The 22,319-nt window shown below is 65.1% G+C and carries 15 protein-coding genes, 1 tRNA gene and 1 riboswitch; of the genes, 15 read left to right on the top strand and 1 reads right to left on the bottom strand.

All coding sequences use genetic code 11. From position 1 onward, the window contains the following. The first annotated feature begins 53 nt into the window (after positions 1-53). The 9 genes from N4T19_RS04490 to N4T19_RS04450 all read left to right on the top strand — a co-directional run bounded on the left by N4T19_RS04490 (position 54) and on the right by N4T19_RS04450 (position 12,861). The gene (locus tag N4T19_RS04490) at positions 54-2,156 is read left to right on the top strand and encodes a hydantoinase/oxoprolinase family protein (RefSeq protein ID WP_260719570.1); all 2,103 of its coding nucleotides are present in this window, start codon (positions 54-56) and stop codon (positions 2,154-2,156) included. Positions 2,157-2,158: 2 nt separating this feature from the next. Further along, positions 2,159-3,835 carry a hydantoinase B/oxoprolinase family protein gene (locus N4T19_RS04485; RefSeq protein WP_182341369.1) on the top strand — a complete coding sequence of 559 codons (1,677 nt, stop codon included), beginning with the start codon at positions 2,159-2,161 and terminating at the stop codon, positions 3,833-3,835. A gap of 78 nt (positions 3,836-3,913) precedes the next feature. Then, a complete protein-coding gene (locus N4T19_RS04480) occupies positions 3,914-5,296 on the top strand; it encodes an MFS transporter (protein ID WP_182341366.1) in 1,383 nt (460 codons plus the stop codon). A 182-nt stretch (positions 5,297-5,478) separates the two neighbouring features. Next, complete coding sequence (locus N4T19_RS04475; RefSeq protein ID WP_182341363.1) at positions 5,479-6,423, top strand: LysR substrate-binding domain-containing protein; 945 nt, start codon at positions 5,479-5,481, stop codon at positions 6,421-6,423. A 96-nt stretch (positions 6,424-6,519) separates the two neighbouring features. Further along, positions 6,520-6,790, top strand: a riboswitch (cobalamin riboswitch). Positions 6,791-7,030: 240 nt separating this feature from the next. Continuing rightward, positions 7,031-9,067 (top strand): TonB-dependent receptor, encoded by a 2,037-nt coding sequence (locus N4T19_RS04470; RefSeq protein WP_260719569.1) that lies wholly within the window; start codon positions 7,031-7,033, stop codon positions 9,065-9,067. Between the two features lie 12 nt (positions 9,068-9,079). Beyond that, entirely contained in the window at positions 9,080-10,180 is a 1,101-nt protein-coding gene (locus tag N4T19_RS04465) for an ABC transporter substrate-binding protein (protein ID WP_182341357.1), read from the top strand. Beyond that, positions 10,177-11,283 carry a FecCD family ABC transporter permease gene (locus N4T19_RS04460; RefSeq protein ID WP_232539341.1) on the top strand — a complete coding sequence of 369 codons (1,107 nt, stop codon included), beginning with the start codon at positions 10,177-10,179 and terminating at the stop codon, positions 11,281-11,283. The genes N4T19_RS04465 and N4T19_RS04460 overlap by 4 nt, the downstream gene beginning before the upstream one ends. Continuing rightward, positions 11,280-12,071, top strand: coding sequence for an ABC transporter ATP-binding protein (locus N4T19_RS04455; RefSeq protein WP_260719568.1), 792 nt, complete (start codon positions 11,280-11,282; stop codon positions 12,069-12,071). The genes N4T19_RS04460 and N4T19_RS04455 overlap by 4 nt, the downstream gene beginning before the upstream one ends. Beyond that, positions 12,064-12,861: a (2Fe-2S) ferredoxin domain-containing protein gene (locus N4T19_RS04450; protein WP_260719567.1), complete on the top strand. Its 798-nt coding sequence runs from the start codon at positions 12,064-12,066 to the stop codon at positions 12,859-12,861. The genes N4T19_RS04455 and N4T19_RS04450 overlap by 8 nt, the downstream gene beginning before the upstream one ends. A gap of 10 nt (positions 12,862-12,871) precedes the next feature. On the opposite strand, the gene N4T19_RS04445 is transcribed toward N4T19_RS04450, so the two are convergent. After that, the gene (locus N4T19_RS04445; RefSeq protein ID WP_260719566.1) at positions 12,872-13,786 is read right to left on the bottom strand and encodes a LysR family transcriptional regulator; all 915 of its coding nucleotides are present in this window, start codon (positions 13,784-13,786) and stop codon (positions 12,872-12,874) included. 184 nt (positions 13,787-13,970) lie between these two features. On the opposite strand from N4T19_RS04445, the gene N4T19_RS04440 reads away from it, so the two are divergent. The 6 genes from N4T19_RS04440 (at position 13,971) to N4T19_RS04415 (ending at position 22,318) form a co-directional block, all read left to right on the top strand. Then, the gene (locus N4T19_RS04440) at positions 13,971-14,822 is read left to right on the top strand and encodes an alpha/beta hydrolase (protein WP_021028037.1); all 852 of its coding nucleotides are present in this window, start codon (positions 13,971-13,973) and stop codon (positions 14,820-14,822) included. Positions 14,823-15,043: 221 nt separating this feature from the next. Beyond that, a complete protein-coding gene (locus N4T19_RS04435) occupies positions 15,044-16,294 on the top strand; it encodes an efflux RND transporter periplasmic adaptor subunit (RefSeq protein ID WP_260719565.1) in 1,251 nt (416 codons plus the stop codon). Between the two features lie 24 nt (positions 16,295-16,318). Beyond that, entirely contained in the window at positions 16,319-19,564 is a 3,246-nt protein-coding gene (locus N4T19_RS04430; protein ID WP_182341347.1) for an efflux RND transporter permease subunit, read from the top strand. Between the two features lie 12 nt (positions 19,565-19,576). Further along, positions 19,577-21,106, top strand: a complete 1,530-nt coding sequence (locus N4T19_RS04425; protein WP_409935154.1) for an efflux transporter outer membrane subunit — start codon at positions 19,577-19,579, stop codon at positions 21,104-21,106. Between the two features lie 164 nt (positions 21,107-21,270). Next, positions 21,271-21,347: transfer RNA gene (locus tag N4T19_RS04420), tRNA-Pro, on the top strand. A gap of 149 nt (positions 21,348-21,496) precedes the next feature. Continuing rightward, positions 21,497-22,318: a heparan-alpha-glucosaminide N-acetyltransferase gene (locus tag N4T19_RS04415; RefSeq protein WP_260719564.1), complete on the top strand. Its 822-nt coding sequence runs from the start codon at positions 21,497-21,499 to the stop codon at positions 22,316-22,318. Position 22,319: the final 1 nt, after the last annotated feature.

The following is a 22,319-nucleotide window of genomic DNA, read 5'->3' as shown; positions in this document are numbered from 1 at the left end:
CTGCCAGGTCAGAGCTTCTGATCCACACAGCTTGCATGATTCGGAGATACCAGATGGCAACAAGCCAAGTCATACGCGCCGGGGCAGACATCGGCGGCACTTTCACAGATATCGCGCTCGAGGTCGATGGCGTCCTGTTCAGCGAGAAGGTCCTGACGGACTATGAAAAACCTGAGCGCGCCATCGTCACAGGCCTCAAACAGGCGGCAGCCCAGGCAGGCATTGCGCCAGCGCAGATCGGCACGGTGATCCACGGCACGACCCTGGCCACCAACTCGCTGATCGAGCGGCGCGGCGCCAGAACCGCCTTCATCACCAGCGAAGGTTTTCGCGATGTGATCGAGATGCGCAACGAGGGCCGTTTTGAGCAGTACGACCTGGCCATCCAGCTGCCCGCGCCGCTGATTGCCCGCAACCACCGCTATACCGTGCAGGGCCGGCTCGATGCCAAGGGCCAGGAGCTGCAGCCGCTCGATGAGGCAGAGGTGCAGGACGTGATTGCCCAGCTGCGCGAGGGTGCATACGACAGCGTGGCCGTGGGCCTGATGCACAGCTACAAGAACCCGGCCCATGAAAAGCGGGTGCGCGCGCTGATTGTAGAGGCGCTGCCCCAGCTGTCGGTGTCCATCTCCAGCGAGGTCTCGCCGCAGATCCGTGAGTTCGAGCGCTTCAACACCGTCTGCGCCAATGCCTATGTGAAGCCGCTGATGTCCTCCTACCTGCAGCGCCTGGCCCAGGCCTTGGTGGCAGAGGGCATGCATTGCCCGCTCTACCTGATCCACTCGGGCGGCGGGCTGATGTCGCTGGCCAATGCGGCCGAGTTTCCGGTGCGCCTGCTCGAATCCGGCCCGGCCGGTGGCGCCATCTACGCCAGCGATTTTGCGGCCAAGTACGGCCAGGACAAGGTGGTGTCCTTTGACATGGGCGGCACCACCGCCAAGATCTGCCTCATCGACCAGCATGTACCCAAGACAGCGCGCGTGTTTGAAGTGGCGCGCAGCTACCGCTTCAAAAAGGGCAGCGGCATGCCGATCTCAATCCCCGTCATCGAGATGATCGAGATCGGCGCGGGCGGCGGCTCCATCGCCCATGTGGATGACATGCGCCAGGTGCGCGTGGGGCCGGAGAGCGCGGGCTCGGAGCCGGGCCCTGCCAGCTACGGCCGGGGCGGCGCCCGCCCGACGGTGACCGATGCCGACTTGCTGCTGCATAAGCTCGACCCGGCACGCTTTGCCGGCGGCAGCATGCGGCTGAACATGCCTGCCGCGCAAGACGCGATGGCCACCCATGTCGGCCAGGCGCAAGGCCTGGACGCGGTGCGTGCGGCCTATGCCGTGGCCGAAGTGGTGGACGAGAACATGGCCAATGCCGCGCGCATGCATGCCGTGGAGTCCGGCCAGGACCTGGAGGCCTACACGATGATCGCCTACGGCGGCGCTGCGCCGCTGCATGCCGTGCGGCTGTGCGAAAAGCTGGGCATCCATCGCCTGCTGATCCCGACGGGCGCCGGCGTGGGCTCGGCCATCGGCTTTTTGCGCGCGCCCTTTGCCTATGAGTCGCTGCGCAGCTCGGTGATACGCATGAGCCAGTTCGATGGCGAGGCCGTCAATGCCATGCTGCGCGAGATGGAGGTGGAGGTGAGCGCCTTTTTGCACGACACCGGCTACGACGGCGAGACCGTCAAGGAGCTGCGTGCCTTTATGCGCTACTGCGGCCAGGGCTGGGAGATCCCTGTGTCGGTGCCGGTGCAGCACTTTGGAGCGGACAGCGTGCCCGCCCTGAACGCGGCCTTTGTGCAGAACTATGTGGCCTTGTTTGGCCACGCGATCGACGGGCTCGACATCGAGGTGGTGAGTTGGGCACTGTCCTTGCGTTCCAAGACCTTGCCGCCGGCCAAGGCCGCGCTGCAGCGGGGCGGCACGCCCCAAAAGGGTGCCGGTACGGTGCTGGACCGCCGCGAGGTGTTTGACGGCAAACAGGGACAGTTCTATGTCTGCGATATCTATGAGCGCCTGGGCCTGCCCCGGGGCCAGGCCGTGCCCGGCCCGGTGGTGATTGTGGAGAAGGAAACCTCGACCTATGTGAGCCCCGGATTCAAGGTGGTGCTGCAGGCAGATGACTGCATGCTGGTCGAGCGCATGGACAGCGGAGTGTGATCATGGCAAACAATACAGACGTTCATTACCAAATCATGTGGAACCGCCTTATCTCGGTGGTCGAAGAGCAGGCGGTCACCTTGATTCGCACCGCCTTTTGCACCAGCGTGCGGGAGGCGGGGGACTTGTCGGCCGGCGTGTTCGACAAGCAGGGCCGCATGATGGCCCAGGCCGTGACCGGCACCCCAGGTCACGTGAACTCGATGGCCGAGTCGGTCGCGCATTTCGCCAAACGCTTTGAGCGCAACACGCTGCAAGATGGCGATGTGCTGGTCACCAACGACCCCTGGCTGGGCACCGGCCACCTGCACGACATCACCGTCGTCACCCCAGTCTTCTATGGCCGCGATGGCCACAGCGCCCATATCGGTTACTTTGCCGCCACCGCCCATGTGGTGGACATCGGCGGGCGCGGCTTTGGCCCGGACGGCAGCGATGTCTACGAGGAGGGCCTGTGCATTCCGCCGATGAAGTTCTTCCGCGCCGGCGCACTCAATGAGGACCTGATCGAGATCCTGCGCAACAACGTGCGCGAGCGCGACCAGGTGATTGGCGACTTCCATTCGCTGGCCGTCTGCAATGCCACGGGCATGCGCCGCTTGAAGGGCATGCTCGACGAGTTCGGGCTCCATGACCTGGAAGACCTGGCCGGCTTTATCTTTGCCAACAGCCAGCGCGCCACCCGCGAGCGCATCGCCGCCTTGCCCGACGGCACGCAGCGCTACGCGATGACCGTGGACGGATACGAGAAGCCCATCGAGCTGGTCGTGGCCGTGGAGATTGCGGCCGACCAGCTGCGAGCCGACTTCACCGGCACCTCGGATCCCAGCCGCTACGGCATCAATGTGCCGCTGACCTACACCAAGGCCTATGCCTCCTATGCGCTCAAATGCGCGATTGCGCCGGAGATCCCCAACAACTGGGGCTCGCTGGAGCCCTTTGAGATCAGCGCGCCCGAGGACTGCATCCTCAATGCCCACCGCCCGCGCCCGGTCTCGGTGCGCCATGTCATCGGCCATCTGATCCCCGATGTGGTGCTGGGTGCGCTGCAGCCCATTTGCCAGGGTGAGATTCCGGCCGAAGGGGCCAGCTCGCTGTGGAACCTGCAGATGCGCTTCAAGGGCATCAGCCCGGCCACGCGCAACCAGCAGCACGAGATCCTGATGTTCAACACCGGCGGCACCGGCGCGCGCCCCTCGAGCGATGGCCTCAGCGCCACCGCCTTCCCCAGTGGCGTGCAGGCCATGTCGGTCGAGGTGACCGAGAGCATCGGCCCCATCATCATCTGGCGCAAGGAGCTGCGGCCCAACTCGGGCGGCGCCGGCCGCTGGCGGGGCGGCCTGGGCCAGCGCATCGAGGTGGGCTCGGCAGAAGGCTTTGAGTTTGACCTGAACGCCATGTTTGACCGCGTGCATTTTGCAGCGCGCGGCCACAACGGCGGCCAAAGCGGCGCACTGGGCAAGGTGTCGCTGGACGACGGCACCGCCTTGCGCGGCAAGGGCAAGCAGCAGATCCCGGCTGGGCGCCGATTGATTTTGGACTTGCCCGGCGGTGGCGGCAACGGCGATGCGGCGCTGCGCCCCACCGCGCTGGTGCAGCGCGATGTGGCTTATGGCTATATCAGCGCCGAACAAGCCAAAACCGATTACGCCCAGGCCACGCCGCTGCCCCCGGCCTGATCGCGTGCCCAAGTCCAGCGGCATAGCCGCTGGTCCTTTCCCATTTTTCTCCCCCTGCAGGACACCAAGGACTTCCCGATGCGCACCCACAATCCCATGGCAGATGGCTTTGCCCCCCCAAGTGCAAGCCTTTCGGACTGGTCATCCCCCCATGCGGCGGCGGCGCCGCGCGCGGTGCAGTCCAAGGAGCTCAACCGCGTAGTGCTGGCCTCGGTGGTGGGCAGCTTTGTCGAGTGGTTCGAGTTCTCGGTCTACGGCTACCTGGCAGCGGTGCTGGGCAAGGTGTTCTTTGCCACCAGCTCGCCCACCATGCAGATCACCGCATCTTGGGCGGCCTTTGCGATTGCGTTTTTTGCCCGGCCCATTGGCGGCATCTTCTTTGGCTCGCTGGGCGACAAGTACGGCAGAAAGCGGGTGCTGACCATCACCATCATCATGATGGCGATCTCCACCTTTTTGATTGGCGTGCTGCCCGGCTATGCGAGCATCGGCATTGCCGCGCCGCTGCTCCTGATCGTGCTGCGCCTGATGCAGGGGCTGTCGGCCGGTGGCGAGGCCAGTGGCGCGGCCATCTTTGTGGCCGAGTACTGCCGCGACCGCAACCGCACCTTGCTCACCAGCTGGGTTGAGGTGGGCTGCATGGCGGGCTTTTTCTTCGGTGCCTCGGTCTCGGCCATTCTGACGATGTTCTTCAGCGCCGAGCAGATCCTGGACTGGGCCTGGCGCATTCCGTTTCTGATTGCGCTGCCGCTGGGCGCCATTGGCCTCTATATCCGCAAGTACCTGGAAGAGACCCCCACCTTCATGGCCATGAAGCAGCAGCATGACGCACTGGCCCAGGCGAGCTGGAAGGTGCTGTTCGCCACGCACAAGAAAGAGCTGTTCCAGTCCGCTGGCATCATCATCGTGACCAATGTCACCTTGTTCACCGTCGTCACCTATATCCCGACCTACTTTGTCAGCGCGCTGCATGTCGATGTGGCCACCGGCCTCAAGCTCTCGCTGGGCCCGCAGCTTTTTTTGGTGGTGATGATCCCGATCATGGGCCTGCTGGCCGACAAGCTCAGTCGCAAGACGATGATGATCGCTGCGAGCCTGGCGATTGCGGTACTGGCCGTGCCTTGCTTTCACCTGCTGCTCGAAGGCAGCACCGCCGCCAAGATCTTGTCCTTGATGGTGCTCAACTTCTGTCTGGCCATGCTGCTGGGCAGCATCTACTCGATCATCCCTTCGATGTTCCACACCAGCGTGCGCTTCAAGGGCATGGCGCTGAGCTACAACGTGGCTGTGGCGATGTTTGCCGGCACCGCGCCGATGATCAACTCCTGGTTGATTGCCCGCACCGGCAACCCGGTCGTGCCTGCCTACTACCTCATTGGCGCGGCAATCATTGGCCTCATCGCCCTGGTCAGCAGCCGGGACCGCACCGGTTTGCCGATGCATGGTGATCCGGTCCAGTAAGGCCATGCGCTGCTGAGCGCTGCGCCAGCCCGAACGCATCCTTTCTGGATGCGTTTTTTTATGCATCAGCGGGGCAGGGCGCAGCAGGCAAGAGCGGTGGCATGCCGGCCCGCTGGGCGCCGGGCTGCGACCTATAATCATCGCCAGCCCGGGCTCTGCCTCTCCTGGCCTGGCGCTCCTCCATGAAATACAAGCTCCCGCCCCTGCAGCCACTGCGCGTGTTCGAGTCCGTCTACCGCCATGGCTCGATCCGCAAGGCGGCCGACGAGCTGTGCCTGACGCCACAGGCCGCCAGCCAGCAACTCAAGCAATTGGAAAGTGCGCTGGATGTGCAACTTTTCGAGCGCGGCGCGCGGGGCCTGGCGGCCAGCGCCGAGGCGCAGACCTTGTACCACTATGTGGAGCAGGGGCTCGATGCACTGAGCCAGGGGCTGGAAGCCGTGCGCTCCCACTACAAGGCTGCGCAGTTCCATATCCAGGTCAGCCCATACTTTGCAACCCAGTACCTGATCCGCTCGCTGCCCTCGTTCACCAAGGATTACCCGGAGCTCGATCTGCGCATCTCCATCGGTGTGGAGCTGCCTTCGTTCGATAGCGGCGATCTGGATGCAGCCATTGTCTGGGGCTACGGCGGTGTGGACCACCTCGATGAAACGCCGCTGCTCGAAGACCTCAAGGTGATCGTGGCTGCGCCGCAGCTGCTGGCCGAGCACCCGGTGGAGACAGCGCAGGATTTGCCGCACCACCGGCTGATATCGCCGCTGACGCACAACAGTCTGTGGCAGGACATTTATGCGATGCTGGGCCTGGAGCCCGGCGGCAAGCATGTCAGCCCCATGCTGCTGCACACGCACGATGCGATGCTGCAAGCCGTTCTCAGCGGGCAGGGCGTGGGCCTGCTGTCCTATGTCGATGCGCTCAGCTATATCCACAGCGGCAAGCTGCTCGCACCCTTTGGGGCCGAGCTGCTGCGCCAACTGCCGATGGACAGAACGCCCAAGTTCCACCTCTACACCCGCCGGGGCGGGGGAGAGCGCCCAATCCAGGCCAGCTTTCGGCAGTGGCTGCTGGGCCAGCTGCGCAGCACTGACTTCATCGGCTATGCGACGCGGCTGCCGCAGGGCTGATACAGCCACTGGGGCATGCGCTGTATCGCCCAGCTGACACAGGCCATGGCCAAAAGGCACTGCCCGGGCTTGCGGCTGGTACACTGGCTGCGCTTTGAAAAAAGCCTATCTACAGGTGCTCGCATGCGAGTGAAACGGGAACAAGGTCGGGAGTGCGCTCCCCCAAGCCTTGGCTGCCCCCGCAACGGTAGACAGGAAACGTAGCCGATGCGGCCCGCTCCCACGCGGGCCCAGTCACTGGGGTTGAGAGAGTGTCCACGCCTGCCAGGCAATAAGACACCCGCACCCTGGGAAGACCGGCTACCGGGTCAGCGCCTGCGCTGCACCGCCTGTAAGCCCGGAGACCGGCCTGTTCCTAGTCGCAGTGCGCGCTGTGCCTCTGGCCAGCACGTGCTCTCTCAACTGTCTGCGGGGTGTGGACGGCGGTTCTTCGCGCGACCCCGTCTTGGGGGGTGACCGCGTGCAGTGCAGCCCCCGCATCAGGCAGTTAGCGCCTTTTGTTCAAATGACTGCAGTTCCTTTTCCGAAAAACCGGCTCCTGGCCGCCCAGCGGCTCTCTTCCTCCTTGCGCCTGGTTGGCAGCTCCTGTGTTCTGTGTTTGCCCGCCTTGGGCATCACAGTAGCCCATGCCCAAGAAGCCTCACTGCCTGAAGTGGTGGTGAGCGACCAGCGCAGCGAGCCCAATGCGCTCCAGCTGCCGTCGACCTCGGCGAGCAAGCTGGCCGTGCCGCTGCAGGACCTGCCCGCCAGTGTCAGCTCGGTCTCGGCCGTGCAGGTGCAAGAGCGTGCCGACTACGAGGTGGTCGATGCCGTGGGCCGCAGCGTGGGCCTGAGTGCCAATGGCACGCCTGGCAATGGCGGGCTGTCGTTCTCCAGCCGGGGCTTTACCGGTGTGAACTCGGTCGGCGTGGCCGAAGACGGGCTGAGCCTGGGGGTTGCAGCCGGCACCGTGGCCTATCCCAATTCCAGCTGGGGCTATGAGCGCATTGATGTGCTGCGCGGCCCCGCATCGCTGATGTACGGCAGCGGCACCATGGGCGCCACGGTGAACGCGGTGCGCAAGGAACCCAGCCGCAGTACATCGACCGAATTGCTGCTGGGCGCTGGCTCCCACGGCACCGCCCGCGCGGGCCTGGGCAGCACCGGCGCGCTGAGCGACAGCCTGAGCTACCGCCTGGATGTTTACGGCGATCGCACCGATGGCGAGCGCCAACTGGGCAACAGCGACAGCAAGAAGATCATGAGCGCCATCCGCTGGCAGGCGAGCAGCGATCTGCGCCTGGACCTGACGGCCGATGTCAGCGACCAAAGGCCCGAGCGCTACTTTGGCACCCCGGTGGTCGATGGCAAGCCGGTGGCGGCGCTGGGCGACCGCAATTTCAACTTTCTCGACAGCGACATCCACTACAAGGACCAGCGCTACAAATTGAGGGCCGAGTGGAATGTGAGCGAGGCGCTGGTGCTGCGCAACGAGACCTACCATATGAAGGCCGACCGCCACTGGAAGAACATCGAAGGCTATGACTACGATGCCAGCACGCGCACGGTTCACCGCTACGACTACCTGGAGATCGGCCACGACCTGGAGCAAAGCGGCAACCGCTTAGGCGCCGTTTTCAAGCCCGGCCAGCATGAGATAGCGATGGGCTGGGATGTGTCGCAGGCCAAGTTCACCGCGCTCAACAGCTCGCCCTATACCGGTGAATCCGATGTGCCGCTGACCGGTGGCACCAGTGGCTACTGGGACAGCCCAGACCCTTACAAGCCGCGCATGACCTCGCGCATCCGCCAAAACGCCTTCTACCTGGAAGACGCCTGGAAGCTGGGCGAGCAGTGGCTGCTGATGGCCGGCCTGCGCCGCGACCTCTATGATTTTGACCGCATGGATTTGCTGAGCCAAGCCCGCTTTGACAAGACCTTGGGCGGCACCTCCTGGCGCCTGGGCCTCACGCACAAGCTGGGCCAGCACACCAGCATGTATGCGCAAGTCAGCACAGGCCATGACCCGGTCAACAGCCTGCTGTCGCTGACCCAGTCGCAAACCGGCTTTAGCTTGAGCAAAGGCCGCCAGGTGGAAGTGGGCATCAAGCAGCAGCTGCCCAATGGCCAGGGCGAATGGACTCTGGCGGTCTTCGATATCCGCAAGAAAGACATCATCACCCGCGATCCGGACCGCCCCGCGCTGTCGATCCAGGGCGGCAAGCAGTCGTCCAAGGGGATCGAGCTGGCAGGCAGCTGGCGGGCGACCAAGGCCTGGCGCTTCGAGGGCAACCTGGGCTATGCGGATGCCCAGTTCGACGAGCTGCTCGAAGGCGCCACAGCCATTGACCGCGCTGGCAACCAGCCGGCCAATGTACCGCGCTACACGGCCAATGCCTGGGCCCATTACCAGACGGGCGATTGGCGCGCATCGCTGGGCCTGCGCCATGTTGCCAGCCGCTACACCAGCAATGCCAATACCGCGCAGCTGCCCGCCTACACGGTGGCCGATGCGGTGCTGGGCTGGAACCTGAACCGCACAACCACCTTGAACCTGGTGGGCCGCAATCTGGCCAACAAACGCTATGCTGCATCGTCCTACGGCTCGCAATGGCTGATGGGCAATGGCCGCAGCTTTGAGCTAATGGCCCATCTGCGTTTCTGAGCAAGGTAGAGCATGACCACAAGCGCTTCCCGGCAAACCCTGCGTGCCCTGGCGGCAGCTGCTGCCCTGGTGCTGACCGGCTGCGACCGGCCAGGGGGCCAGCAGCCGCCCAGCCGCCCCAGCCAGGCGGCGGCCATCCCCATGGCCGAAGCGGCAGCAGTGCCCGCAGGCCTGCGGGCTGCGCCGTTGGAGATCGATGTCTGCGGCCAGCCCCAGCGCTATGACCGGGTGCCGCAGCGTGCCATCACGCACGATGTGAACATCACCGAGATGTTCCTGTTTCTGGGCCTGGGGCCCAGGCTGGTCGGCTACTCGGGCATACCGTCGCGCAAGGAAATCAGCCCCGAGCTGATGACCCAGCTCGCCCAGGTGCCCAAGCTGTCATCGCAGGACATGAACCTGGAAAACATGCTCGAGGCCCGCGCCGACTTTGTGTTTGGCGGCTGGAGCTATGGCTTTCGCCCCGGCGGGGTGACGCCCGAGCTGCTGGCCCAGCATGGCGTGGCAAGCTATGTGCTGTCCGAGTCCTGCATCCATGTGCAAAAGCGCGAGCGTGTGGCGCTGGGCGACACCTTGGCAGACCTGCGCAATGTGGCGCGTATCTTTGCTATCGAAGCCCAAGCGCAAGGGCAGATTGACAAATTGCAGGCCTCGATCGACCAGCTGGCCGCGCAGATGCAGGGCAATACGCACAGGCCGCGCGTCTTTGTGTTTGACAGCGGCGAGAAGATACCCACGACCGTGGGCGGTTTTGGCATGCCCCAGGCCATGCTCGATGCCGCAGGCGGCAGCAATATCTTTGCCGACATCGCCAGCAACTGGCCCAAGGGCAACTGGGAGGATGTGATCACCCGCGATCCGGAATGGATCATCATCATCGACTATGGCCGGCCCAGCGCCCAGGGCAAGATCGATTTTCTGCGCGCCAAGCCTGAGCTGGCTGGGGTGTCTGCGATCCGCGAGCAGCGCTTTTTTGTCATCAGCTATGCCGAAGCCACCCCAGGCCCGCGCAATGTGCATGTGGCCCAGCGCCTGGCTGCCGCCCTGCACCCGGATCGCCGTATCACCGTGGACTCCGTTCCCTGGCTGCCTGCAGCGGAGCCCAAGCCGTGAGCCATGCGCCGGGCTGCGACGGCCTGCATGAACGCCAGCGGCGCGCGCCCTGGTCCTTGGCGCTGTGCCTGCTGCTGCTCTTGGCCCTGCTGCTGGCCAGCGGCCTGGCCGCCATCACCTGGGGCTCGGCATCGCTGCACGCGTCAACGGTGTGGTCGGTCATCTGGCAGCAGCTGCTGGGCGGCGGGTGGCAGCCCGATGCTGGGCAGGGCGGCATCAGCCAGCAGCACTACCAGATTGTCTGGATGGTGCGCATGCCCCGGGTGCTGCTCGCGGCGCTCGTCGGCACCGGCCTGGCCGTCGTGGGCGTGGTGATGCAGGCGATGGTGCGCAACCCGCTGGCCGACCCCTACATGCTGGGCGTGTCCTCGGGGGCATCGGTGGGGGCCGTCTCGGTGCTGGCCTATGGCAGCCTGGCGGCGGCTGGCCTTTATGCGATCACCGCAGGCGCCTTTATCGGTGCACTGCTGGCTACCGCCCTGGTCTATGCGCTGGCCCAGCAGCAGGGGCGCCTGCACGCGACCCGGCTGATCCTGAGCGGCGTGGCCATCGGCTACATGCTGATGGGGGTCACGAGCCTCATCACGTTGACGGCCGGACAGCGCGAGCTGGCCAATGCCTTGCTGACCTGGACCTTGGGCAGCCTGGCCGCAACGCAGTGGAGCGCCCTGGGCCTGCCCGCAGCCGTGCTGGGCCTGGGCCTGCTGTGGCTGCTGCTCTGCGCCCGCCAGCTCAATGCCTTGCTGATCGGCGATGAGGGCGCGGCCACCTTGGGGCTGAACACTGCCAGCCTGCGCCTGCAATTGTTTGTGGTGGTGTCGCTGCTGACGGGCACCATGGTGGCGGTGAGTGGCGCCATCGGCTTTGTCGGTCTGGTCATCCCCCATATCACGCGCATGCTGGTGGGCAGCGACCACCGCCGCGTGCTACCGGTCAGCGCCTTGATGGGGGCGAGCTTTCTGGTGCTGGTCGATCTGGCCGCGCGCACCTGGTTTTCGCCCAGCGAGCTACCCGTGGGCGTCATCACCTCGCTCATTGGCGGGCCCTTCTTTATCTGGATGCTGTGGCGCCGCACCAGTGCGATGCCGGGAGACAGCGCATGATGCTGACGGCCAGCAACCTGTCCTGGACCGCCGGCCACGGCGCCCAGGCCACGCAAATCGTGCGCCAAGCCAGCCTGCAAGTGGCAAAGGGCGAATGTGTCGGTCTGGTCGGCCCCAATGGCTGCGGTAAATCGACGTTGATGCGCATGCTCTACCGCGTGCTGCAGCCCCAGGCCGGTGGCCGCATACAGCTGCAGGGCCGCGATATCTGGCAGATGAGCGCCCGCCAGTTTGCACAGCAGGCGGCCGTGCTGGGCCAGGAGTCTGGCCTGGGCTTTGACTGCACGGTGCAGGAGCTGGTGATGATGGGCCGCTACCCGCACCAGTCGCGCTGGGCGAGGGACAGTGCCCGGGACAAGGCCATCGTCAGCGACTGCCTGGCCCAGGTGCGGGCCAGCAATTTGGCAGGCCATCCGCTGTCCTCGCTCTCGGGCGGCGAGCGCCAACGTGTGCTGCTGGCCCGCGCACTGGCCCAGCAGCCCCAGCTTTTGTTTCTGGACGAGCCCACCAACCACCTGGATATCCAGTTCCAGCTGGAGCTGCTCAGCCTGGTGCGTGCCTCGGGCTGCACGGTGCTGATCGTGGTGCATGACCTGAACCTGGCCGCGCAGTTCTGCGACCGCCTCTATGTGATGCAGGACGGCGCGATCGAGGCCGAAGGCTGGCCAGAGCAGGTGCTGACGCCGCAGACCATTGCACGGGTGTTCCAGGTCGAGTCCCTGGTGGACCGCCATCCGCGCCTGGACAAGGCCCGTGTTAGCTACTGGATGGACAAACCCCATGGCTAAACCACCCGATGCCTTGTTGCTGCTGGGCCGGGGCGGCCTGGGGTCCGCCGCCAAGAACGAATTGCAGGCCTTGCTGCAGGCCTGCCAGCAGGGAGCTCCGGGCCTGCCTATGCAGCTGGCCTTTGTGGACCGCAACCAGCCGGCCTTGCCCGAGGCGCTGGACAGCCTTTGCGCTGCACTTGCGCCGGCCGATCTGGCGCGGCAGACCATCGTCATCCAGCCGGTCATGGTGCCCGATGAGCCCGCCCTGCGGCGCTGGCTGCAAAAGGTCGCCATGCGCTGGCTCGCCAGCCAGGCCAAAGATGCCCGGCCCCAGCTGGTATTTGCGCAGCCGCTGCTGCAGTCGGATGGCTTGGTGCCCGCCTTGCTGAACAACCTGGCGCTCGCGACATCCCAGCCCGATGTGGTGGCCGAGGAGGGCGACGAGGGCTGGCAAACCGACCCCGTGGCGTGGAGCACGGTGCCCGCGCACCAGCGCCATGTGCTGTGGTGCATGGGGCCGCGCTGCGTAGCCAAAGGGGCTGCAGCGTTATGGCCCCGGCTCAGCCAGGCGGTGCAGGCCAGTGCGCCCCTCAAGCAGCAGCTGCAGCTGCTGCAGACCAGTTGCCAGTACCCCTGCAACCAGGGGCCGCTGATGATCGTCTATCCCGATGGCGTCTGGTACGGCAACCTCGATGAAGACAGCCTGGTGCCGGTGCTCAAAAGCCACATCGAAGGCAGCGAGGCCTGTGCGGCGCACCGGGTGCATTCGCCCCGCGTGCCTCCGCCCTGCAGCGATCCAGATCCATGAGCGCAGTGCGCTATTTGCACTGCAGCAGCGGATCGGCCGCAAAAATCTCCACCACCCAGTCGACAAAGGCACGGACCTTGGCGCTCAGGTGCGAGTTGGGCGGGTAGACCACATAGACTGGCAGCAGAGGCTGGGTCCACTCCGGCAGGATCTGCACCAGCTGACCGCTTTTCAGGTATTCGCGCGCCTGGTAGCTGGTGATCTGTCCTACGCCCTGGCCGCTGAGCAGGCTGGTGGTATAGGCATTGGCTTCGTTCACGGCCAAGGTCGAGGGGTTGGTCATCTCGATGACCTCGCCGTTGTGCTGAAACTCCAGCGGATAGCGGCGCTGGGTCACTGGCGAGAAATAAATCACACTGTTGTGGCCGTTTTCCAGATCGCGCGGATGCTGGGGCGTACCGTGCTGCTGCAGATAGCCGGGCGAGGCCACCGTCGAAAACTCCACATTGCCCACGCGGCGCGCCACCAGCGACTGGTCACGCAACTCGCCGCCCCGGATCACGCAGTCCACATTGTCGGCAATCAGGTCCACCGTACGGTCCGTCACACCCAGGTCGATCTGGATATCGGGGTAGCGCGCCTGGAAGGATGCCAGCTGCGGAATGATCAAAAGCCGGGCGATCGAGGTGCCCACGTCCACACGCAGGCGCCCGCGCGGCGTGGCCCGCACCTGGCTCATGCTGGCTTCGAGCTCATCAAAATCGCTCAGCAGCCGCACGGCGCGGTCGTAGTAGGCAGCGCCGTCGGTGGTGACGGTCACGCGGCGCGTGGTGCGGTTGAGCAGTTTGACCCGCAGCCGGTCTTCCAGCGCCTGCACATGCTTGGTCACACTGGCCTTGGGCAGCTGCAGCGACGAGGCCGCAAGCGTGAAGGTGCCCGACTCCACGACCCGCGCGAACACCCGCATTGCCTGTATCTGATCCATCTGCCTCTCCTTGCACTGTGCTTGCACTGTCGCGCACGCGCGCGCCAAAGTAGGTGGATTCTCACACGCCAAAGATCATGCCATTGTTCCTGATTTGGAAATAGTGCGGCCATAATTTGCGGATTGATCGGTTGCAGCAACGCAACTACATTTACCCCATGCCTACTTTCCACCGGGCTAGCTTATGTCTGACACCACCGTAAAAACCCGTTCACCGGCTCCTGACTTCATCGACACCGTCGCTCCGACGGCGTCGGGCGAGTCGGTGGCCGTGCGCCTGTACGGTAGCAAAGGCAAGTCGGGCGAGCCTTCGCCCTTGGTGCTGCATTTTCATGGCGGCGCTTTTGTTGAAGGCGATCTCGACAGTGGCTGCACCGTAGCGGGTCTGCTGGCCTCAGCAGGTGCCCGTGTGGTGTCGGTGGCGTACCCGCTCTCGCCTGAGCATCCATTTCCGCGTCCATTGGAGATCGGATATGAAATGCTCCAGTGGAGCTACAAACATCGCACACGCCTTGCCGGCAAAGGTGCGCCGATGTATGTGGCTGGTGAGGAGGCGGGCGCCAACCTGGCGGCCGGCGTGTGCTTGATGGCGCGTGATCAACGCCATCCGCCGCTGGCAGGGCAGATCCTGCTCTCACCCATGCTCAATCCCTGCGCCGGCACGGCATCGCTTCGCGCTGCCAATGGCGATGCGACGGAATGCAAATGGGCCGAGGGCTGGAGCAAGTTCCTGGGCTGCACCTATGACGGTATCCATCCCTACGCCGTGCCCGCGATGGCACAGCGCCTGGCTGGGCTGCCGGCAACGCTCATCATGGTGGGCGATGAAGACCCGATGCACGACGAGGCACTGGCCTATGCCAGCCGCCTGCAGGCAGCCGGTCATCTGGTGCAGCAGCATGTGTTCAAGGTCGCGCAACAGTGGCCCGATGCATTGCTCGAGCCCCGAGCTCCCGAGCCCTGTCCCTGTGCCGGGGCGGTGCTGGAACAACTGGCACTTTTCTTCGAGACATCCCGATGTCGGGCGCAAGCCTGATCCCCTGAACGAAGCGCAAGGCATGAGCGGCGCCTCTTCCCGGTAAAGCCCGGGGAGTGGCGGCGGCCGGCTGCGCCTTCACCACCCTTTAAAACGCTTTCTCGCGACGCGCGCATTGCTTCAATGGGCAAGGATTTTCTGTCGGCTTTTGCAGGCCGCAGGGGCATGCCGTTGCCGCAAGAAACCTCAAAAACGATTCACGCACACATCAGGACTTGGCCATGAGCAACAACAAAACTTCTTCTTCCCCTCAACGCCGCTGGTGGACGGCCATCGGCCTGGCAGCCGCCGTGGTGGCTGCCGGCGGCACGGCTATGGGCCTGCAAAGCTCGCACGCGAGTGCCCCGGCCGAGGCCGCAGCGCCGCCCGCGATGCCGGTCTCCGTCGCCCAGGTGCTGCAGCAGGACGTGCAGCTCTGGGACGAATTCTCCGGCCGGCTCGAAGCCGTGCAGCGCGTCGATGTGCGCCCCCGTGTGGCCGGCGCGCTGCAGGCGGTGCACTTCAAGGAAGGCGCCCTGGTCAAGGCCGGTGACCTGCTCTTCACGGTGGACCCTGCGCCATATGCCGCCGAAGTAGACCGTGCCGAAGCCCAGGTAGTGGCCGCGAAGGCGCGCATGGGCTATTCGCAAAGCGAAGCCGAGCGTGCTGCACGCCTGTGGGAAGAGCGCGCGATTGCGCAAAAGGAGCTGGACGAGCGCAGCAACGCCCGCCGCGAAGCAGACGCCAACCTGCGCGCCGCCCAGGCCGCGCTGCAGACGGCCAAGTTGAACCTGGGCTACACCCAGGTGCGCGCGCCGGTGGCCGGCCGCATGGGCCGCATCGATGTGACCGTGGGCAACCTGGTCAGCGCCGGTGCCGGCGCGCCAGTGCTGACGACCCTGGTGTCCGTCAACCCCATGTACGCCAGCTTTGATGCCGACGAGCAAATCGTGACCAACGCGCTGCAAGGCCTGCGCCAGGGCAAGAGCGCGCGGGCGCTGATCGAGAGCATTCCCGTGCAGATGGGGGTGGGCACGAGCGGCGCCACCCCTTACAACGGCCACCTGCAGCTGATTGACAACCAGGTCGATGCGCGCAGCGGCACGGTGCGGGTGCGTGCGGTGTTTGACAACGCCGATGGCGCGCTGATGGCCGGCCAGTTTGCCCGCGTGCGCATGGGCCAGCCCCACAGCCAGCAAGCGCTGCTGATCAATGAGCGTGCGGTGGGCACGGACCAGAGCAAGAAGTTTGTACTGGTGGTGGGCGAGGGCAACAAGGCCGAATACCGCGAAGTGCAGCTGGGCGCGCCGTTTGAAGGCCTGCGCCTGGTGACCTCGGGCCTCAAAGCCGGCGAGCGCATTGTGGTCAACGGCCTGCAGCGCGTGCGGCCCGGCGCCGTGGTGGCGCCGCAGGATGTGCCCATGTCCAGCAAGTCCGAGCTCAAGAACGATGCGCAGCAGGCAGCCAACGATGGCTCCAAGCCAGCCGCCTAAACCGATAACAAAAAAGCCAAGCGTATGAATTTATCCCGATTTTTCATCGACCGCCCGATCTTTGCGGGCGTGCTGTCGCTGCTGATCTTTCTGGCAGGGCTGATCGCCATGCGGGCCTTGCCCATCTCGGAGTACCCCGAGGTGGTACCACCCTCGGTGGTGGTGCGCGCCCAGTACCCCGGCGCCAACCCCAAGGTGATCGCCGAAACCGTGGCCACGCCGCTCGAAGAATCCATCAACGGTGTCGAAGGCATGCTCTACATGGGCAGCCAGGCCACCACCGATGGCGTGATGACCCTGACCGTGACCTTCAAGCTGGGCACCGACCCGGACAAGGCCCAGCAGCTGGTGCAAAACCGCGTCTCGCAAGCCGAGCCGCGCCTGCCCGAAGAAGTGCGCCGCCTGGGCGTGACGACAGTCAAGAGTTCGCCCGACATCACCATGGTTGTCCATATGGTCTCGCCCAATGGCCGCTATGACATCGATTACCTGCGCAACTACGCCGTGCTCAATGTCAAGGACCGCCTCGCGCGTATCCAGGGCGTCGGCCAGGTGCAGATCTTTGGCGGTGGCGATTACTCGATGCGTGCCTGGCTCGACCCGCAAAAGGTGGCGCAACGCGGCCTGTCGGCCAGCGATGTGGTCGCTGCCATCCGCGGCCAGAATGTGCAAGCCGCTGCCGGCGTCGTCGGTGCATCGCCCGGTCTGCCCGGCGTGGACACCCAGCTGTCGATCAATGCCCAGGGGCGCCTGTCCAGCACTGAAGAGTTTGGCGACATCATCGTCAAGACCGGCTCGGACGGTGCGGTGACGCGCCTGCGCGACATTGCCCGCCTGGAGTTGGGCGCGGCAGATTACTCGCTGCGTTCGCTGCTGAACAACGAACCGGCCGTGGGTATGGGCGTGTTCCAGGCCCCGGGCTCCAATGCCCTCGAGATCTCGGAAAACGTGCGCAACACCATGGCCGAGCTGCAAAAGAACATGCCCGAAGGCGTGGAGTTCCGCATCGCCTATGACCCGACCCAGTTTGTGCGCGCCTCCATCGACTCGGTGATCCACACCTTGCTCGAAGCCATCGCGCTGGTCGTGGTCGTCGTGATTGTGTTCCTGCAGACCTGGCGCGCCTCCATCATTCCGCTGCTGGCCGTACCGGTGTCGGTCGTGGGAACGTTCGCCGTTTTGCACCTGCTGGGCTTCTCGATCAATGCGCTCAGCCTGTTTGGCTTGGTGCTGGCCATCGGTATCGTGGTCGATGATGCCATCGTCGTGGTCGAGAACGTCGAGCGCAACATTGAAGCGGGGCTGAGCCCGCGTGAAGCCACCTACCAGGCGATGCGCGAAGTCTCGGGCCCGATCATTGCGATTGCGCTGGTGCTGGTCGCGGTGTTTGTGCCGCTGGCTTTTATCAGCGGTCTGACCGGCCAGTTCTACAAGCAGTTTGCGGTGACGATCGCCATCTCCACAGTGATCTCGGCCATCAACTCGCTGACCCTGTCGCCGGCGCTGGCAGCGCTGCTGCTCAAGGGCCATGACGAGCCCAAGGATGCGCTCACCCGTGGCATGGACCGTGTGCTGGGTGGCTTCTTCCGCCGCTTCAATGCCGTCTTCCACCGTGGCTCGGAAGCCTACAGTGGCGGCGTGCGCCGCGTGATTGGCCACAAGGCCGGCATGTTTGTGGTCTACCTGGCGCTTGTCGGTGCCACCTGGGGCCTGTTCCATATGGTGCCCGGCGGCTTTGTGCCGGCGCAGGACAAGCAGTACCTGGTCGGTTTTGCCCAGCTGCCCGATGGCGCAACCCTGGACCGCACCGAAGACGTGATCAAGCGCATGGGCGATATCGTCAAAGACAACCCCAATGTGCAGGACGCCATCGCCTTCCCCGGTCTGTCGATCAATGGTTTCACCAACAGCTCGAACTCCGGCATCGTGTTTGTCTCGCTCAAGCCCTTTGCCGAGCGCACCCGCGCCGACCAAAGCGGTGGCGCCGTGGCCGGCCAGCTGAACCAGGCCTTTGGCCAGATCCAGGACGCCTTTATCGCCATGTTCCCGCCGCCCCCCGTGTCGGGCCTGGGCACCACGGGCGGCTTCAAGCTGCAGATCGAGGACCGGGCGTCGCTCGGCTACGAAGCGATGGACGGCGCGGTCAAGGCCTTCATGGCCAAGGCCTACCAGACGCCTGAGCTGACCGGCATCTTCTCGAGCTGGCAGGTCAATGTGCCCCAGCTCTTTGCCGATATCGACCGCACCAAGGCGCGCCAGCTCGGTGTGCCGGTGACCGACATCTTCGAGACCCTGCAGATCTACCTGGGCAGCCTGTATGCCAATGACTTCAACCAGTTTGGCCGCACCTACAGCGTGCGGGTTCAGGCGGATGCGGGATTCCGCGCCCGTGCCGAAGATGTGGGCGCGTTGAAGGTGCGCTCGACCACCGGCGAAATGGTGCCGCTGTCGGCGCTGATGAAGCTCGAGCCCAGCTTTGGCCCTGAGCGTGCGATGCGCTACAACGGCTTCCTGTCTGCCGACGTCAATGGCGGCCCCGCCCCCGGTTTCTCGTCGGGCCAAGCGCGCGAAGCGGTCGAGCGCATTGCCGCCGAGACCTTGCCGCAGGGCATCAGCTTTGAATGGACGGAGCTGACCTACCAGGAAATCCTGGCGGGCAATTCGGCAGCGCTCGTCTTTCCGCTGGCTATCTTGCTGGTGTTCCTGGTGCTCGCTGCGCAGTATGAAAGCCTGACCTTGCCGCTGGCGATTGTGCTGATCGTGCCGATGGGGCTGCTCGCCGCCATGACCGGTGTCTGGCTCTCGCATGGCGACAACAATGTGTTCACCCAGATCGGCCTGGTGGTGCTGGTGGGGCTGTCAGCCAAGAACGCCATCTTGATTGTGGAGTTTGCCCGTGAGCTGGAGTTTGCCGGACGCACCCCCGTGCAAGCCGCGATTGAGGCGAGCCGCCTGCGTCTGCGCCCCATCCTGATGACCTCGATGGCCTTCATCATGGGCGTGCTGCCGCTGGTGCTGTCCAAGGGCGCCGGTGCCGAGATGCGCAGCGCCATGGGTGTGGCGGTGTTTGCCGGGATGATTGGTGTGACCGCGTTTGGTCTTTTCCTGACCCCCGTGTTCTATGTACTGCTGCGCAAGCTCGCAGGCAACCGCCCGCTCAAGCAGCATGGCGCCCATGTGGCTCCGATCACGACGCCGGTGCCAGCCCCCGTGCATGGCGCAGGCTCGGGCCAACCCATCTTGGCCGCGGCGCGCGGACATGACGAATAAGAGAAGAACAACATGCAAAAAATGACCCTATTTACCCATGCCAACGCCGGGCGGGGCCCGGTGGGCCAAAGCCTGCGCCGCGCACTGGCCCCCCTGCGCTTGAAACTGCTCACGCCGCTGGCAGCGGCCCTGCTGCTGGCCGGTTGCGCAACCGCGCTGCCGCCTGCTGTACAAAACGCTGGCGTGCCGGTGCCCGCCGCTTTCAGCACAGCGCAGGACCAGGCCTCCTGGACCACGGCGGCCCCGGCCGAAGCCCAGCCCCGGGGCGCCTGGTGGCTGGCCTTTGGCGATGCCGAACTCACCCAGCTGGTCGAGCGCGCAGCGGACGCCAACACCGATGTGCAAACGGCCGCAGCGCGCCTGGCAGAGGCCCGGGCGCTGCTGCGCTCGGCCGATGCCCAGCGCCTGCCGCAAGTGGGCGTCTCCGGCGGCGCGGCGCGCCAGGCCGGTGCCAACACCAGCAATGGTTTGCAGCCGGCCACCTTGGTAACGGCCGGGCTCAACCTGTCCTACGAGGTCGACCTGTTTGGCCGTCTCTCGCAAGCCAGCCAAGCTGCCCAGCTTGACGCCGATGCCCGTGCCGCCTTGCTGCAAAGCACGCGGCTGATGGTGCAGTCCGATGTGGCGCAGACCTATCTGCAGCTGCGCGCGCTGCAAACCGAGCAGCAGCTGGTGCAGCAAAGCCTGTCCGCCTACCGCGACACCTTGCGCTTGATCCAGCGCCGCTTTGACGCGGGCGATGCCGCCGAGCTGGACGTGGTGCGCATGCAAAGCGAGGTGTCGGCGACCGAGTCCGAGGCCTTGGCCTTGGAACGCCAGCAGGCAACACTCAGCAATGCGCTGGCAGTGCTGGTGGGCGAGGTGGCGACCGGCTTTGTGCTGCCCGCAGCCCAGGGCGAGGTGCGCTTGCCGGTGATCCCGGCGGGCGTGCCCGGCACCGTGCTGGCCCGCCGGCCCGATGTATCGGCCGCGCAAGCCAGTGTGCTGGCCGCACAGGCCCGCGTGGGCGTGGCGCAAGCGGCCTGGTTTCCGGCGATCACCTTGACGGGCAATGGCGGCTTTGCCTCGCCCGACCTGGGCGACCTGTTCAAATGGTCGGCCCGCTCCTGGGGCCTGGGCGCGCTGCTGTCGCTGCCGCTGTTTGACGGCGGCCAGCGCGAAGCGCAGGAAGAGGGCGCCAAGGCCAGACTGGAAGCGGCAGTGGCGGCCCAGCGCGGCCAGGTGCTGGGGGCCTTTCGCGAGGTGGAAGACCAGCTGAGCAGCCTGCGCCTGCTGCAAGGCCAGGCCAGCGTGCTGGGCCAGGCCGTGCAGTCGGCCGAGCGCGCCACGCACCTCTCCGATGTGCGCTACCGCAACGGCCTGGTCAGCCAGCTCGAACTGCTCGACGCCCGCCGCAACGAGCTGCGCAACCGCCGCCAGGCGCTGCAGGTGCGCACCGCACAGTACACGGCCACCATTGCGCTCATTCGCGCGCTGGGCGGCAGCTGGGACAGCGCGCCGCTGGCAGAGAACGGCGCGGCCAGCGCCAAAGCAGCAGGTTAAGTGGCGGTCGCCACAGGCTACCATCCGGGCTGCGTGGCCGCAGCAAGGCGGGGGCCTGTGGCGCAAATCGCACGGCCTGACATCCGGCTCGTGCAGCGCAACGAGAAGATCAGTTCTGATTTCTCCAAACACGCTCCAAAATCGGGTTACAATAGATGCTTAGTCGGAGCGTAGCGCAGCCTGGTAGCGCATCTGCTTTGGGAGCAGAGGGTCGTGAGTTCGAATCCCACCGCTCCGACCATTATTTAAAAGCCTGTTGCATGCAAATGCGACAGGCTTTTTCATATTGGAATCTTTGAAAACGGTGGCTGGGTTTGCTGCTTGCCAGCAACGCCAGGCAGCAGCTGCGGTGCAGATGTGGCACGATAGCGCAGCCTCCGTCATTGACCTATGCCCACCCAGTTCCATCCTGTCACCTACGCCGATTCAAAGCCCCGCGCGCCGCGCGATCGCTGGGACCACCTGGATGTGCTGCGAGGCCTGGCGATGGTCTGGATGACGGTCTTCCACCTCTGCTTTGATCTGAGCCATCTGCAGCTGTGGCGCCAGGATTTCTACCACAACCCCGTCTGGACCTGGCAGCGCAGCGCCATCGTCAGCCTGTTCCTGCTGTGCGCAGGCCTGGCCCAAGCCGCAGCCCAGAGCAAGCAGACCAGCGCCACCCGGTTTTACCAGCGCTGGGCGCAGGTAGCGGGCTGCGCGCTGCTGGTCAGCGTCGGCTCCTACCTGGTGTTTCCCAACAGCTTTATCTACTTTGGCGTGCTCCATGGCATGGCCGTGATGCTGCTGCTACTGCGCCTGCTGCAAGGCTGCAGTGACCGTATGCTGTTGTGCCTGGCGATGCTTTGCATGCTCGCGCCAGGCCTCTACCACTATGCCGCCAGCAGCTTGCCTGCCGCGCTTGTCGAGTGGCTCAACACTAAGCCGCTCAGCCCCTTGGGTTTGGTGACGCGCAAGCCCGCGACCGAGGATTTTGTTCCGATCCTGCCTTGGTTGGGCGTGATGCTGCTGGGCTTGAGCGTTGGCCGCCAACAGATGGCCAAGCCCGGTGCCTGGCTGCAGGCCTACCTGGCGCGGCCTGCGCAAAGCTGGGCCAGCCGCAGCCTCGCCTGGCTGGGGCGCCACAGCCTGCCTTACTACATGCTGCACCAGCTGGTGCTGCTGGGTGGTTTGATGCTGCTGGTGCTGCTGCTGCCTACCGCACTGGATTGAC

Source organism: Comamonas squillarum (assembly GCF_025309455.1).
Lineage (GTDB): Bacteria > Pseudomonadota > Gammaproteobacteria > Burkholderiales > Burkholderiaceae_C > Comamonas > Comamonas squillarum.
This window is presented reverse-complemented; position numbering and strand designations above follow the sequence as displayed.

What these genes read in the sequence shown, in the direction of transcription:
- N4T19_RS04415 (WP_260719564.1), top strand. Translation starts at nt 21,497, where the DNA reads ATGCCCACCCAGTTCCATCCTGTCACCTACGCCGATTCAAAGCCCCGC.
- N4T19_RS04425 (WP_409935154.1), top strand. Translation starts at nt 19,577, where the DNA reads ATGCAAAAAATGACCCTATTTACCCATGCCAACGCCGGGCGGGGCCCG.
- N4T19_RS04430 (WP_182341347.1), top strand. Translation starts at nt 16,319, where the DNA reads ATGAATTTATCCCGATTTTTCATCGACCGCCCGATCTTTGCGGGCGTG.
- N4T19_RS04455 (WP_260719568.1), top strand. Translation starts at nt 11,280, where the DNA reads ATGATGCTGACGGCCAGCAACCTGTCCTGGACCGCCGGCCACGGCGCC.
- N4T19_RS04490 (WP_260719570.1), top strand. Translation starts at nt 54, where the DNA reads ATGGCAACAAGCCAAGTCATACGCGCCGGGGCAGACATCGGCGGCACT.
- N4T19_RS04475 (WP_182341363.1), top strand. Translation starts at nt 5,479, where the DNA reads ATGAAATACAAGCTCCCGCCCCTGCAGCCACTGCGCGTGTTCGAGTCC.
- N4T19_RS04440 (WP_021028037.1), top strand. Translation starts at nt 13,971, where the DNA reads ATGTCTGACACCACCGTAAAAACCCGTTCACCGGCTCCTGACTTCATC.
- N4T19_RS04435 (WP_260719565.1), top strand. Translation starts at nt 15,044, where the DNA reads ATGAGCAACAACAAAACTTCTTCTTCCCCTCAACGCCGCTGGTGGACG.
- N4T19_RS04465 (WP_182341357.1), top strand. Translation starts at nt 9,080, where the DNA reads ATGACCACAAGCGCTTCCCGGCAAACCCTGCGTGCCCTGGCGGCAGCT.
- N4T19_RS04485 (WP_182341369.1), top strand. Translation starts at nt 2,159, where the DNA reads ATGGCAAACAATACAGACGTTCATTACCAAATCATGTGGAACCGCCTT.
- N4T19_RS04480 (WP_182341366.1), top strand. Translation starts at nt 3,914, where the DNA reads ATGCGCACCCACAATCCCATGGCAGATGGCTTTGCCCCCCCAAGTGCA.
- N4T19_RS04450 (WP_260719567.1), top strand. Translation starts at nt 12,064, where the DNA reads ATGGCTAAACCACCCGATGCCTTGTTGCTGCTGGGCCGGGGCGGCCTG.
- N4T19_RS04445 (WP_260719566.1), bottom strand. Translation starts at nt 13,786, where the DNA reads ATGGATCAGATACAGGCAATGCGGGTGTTCGCGCGGGTCGTGGAGTCG.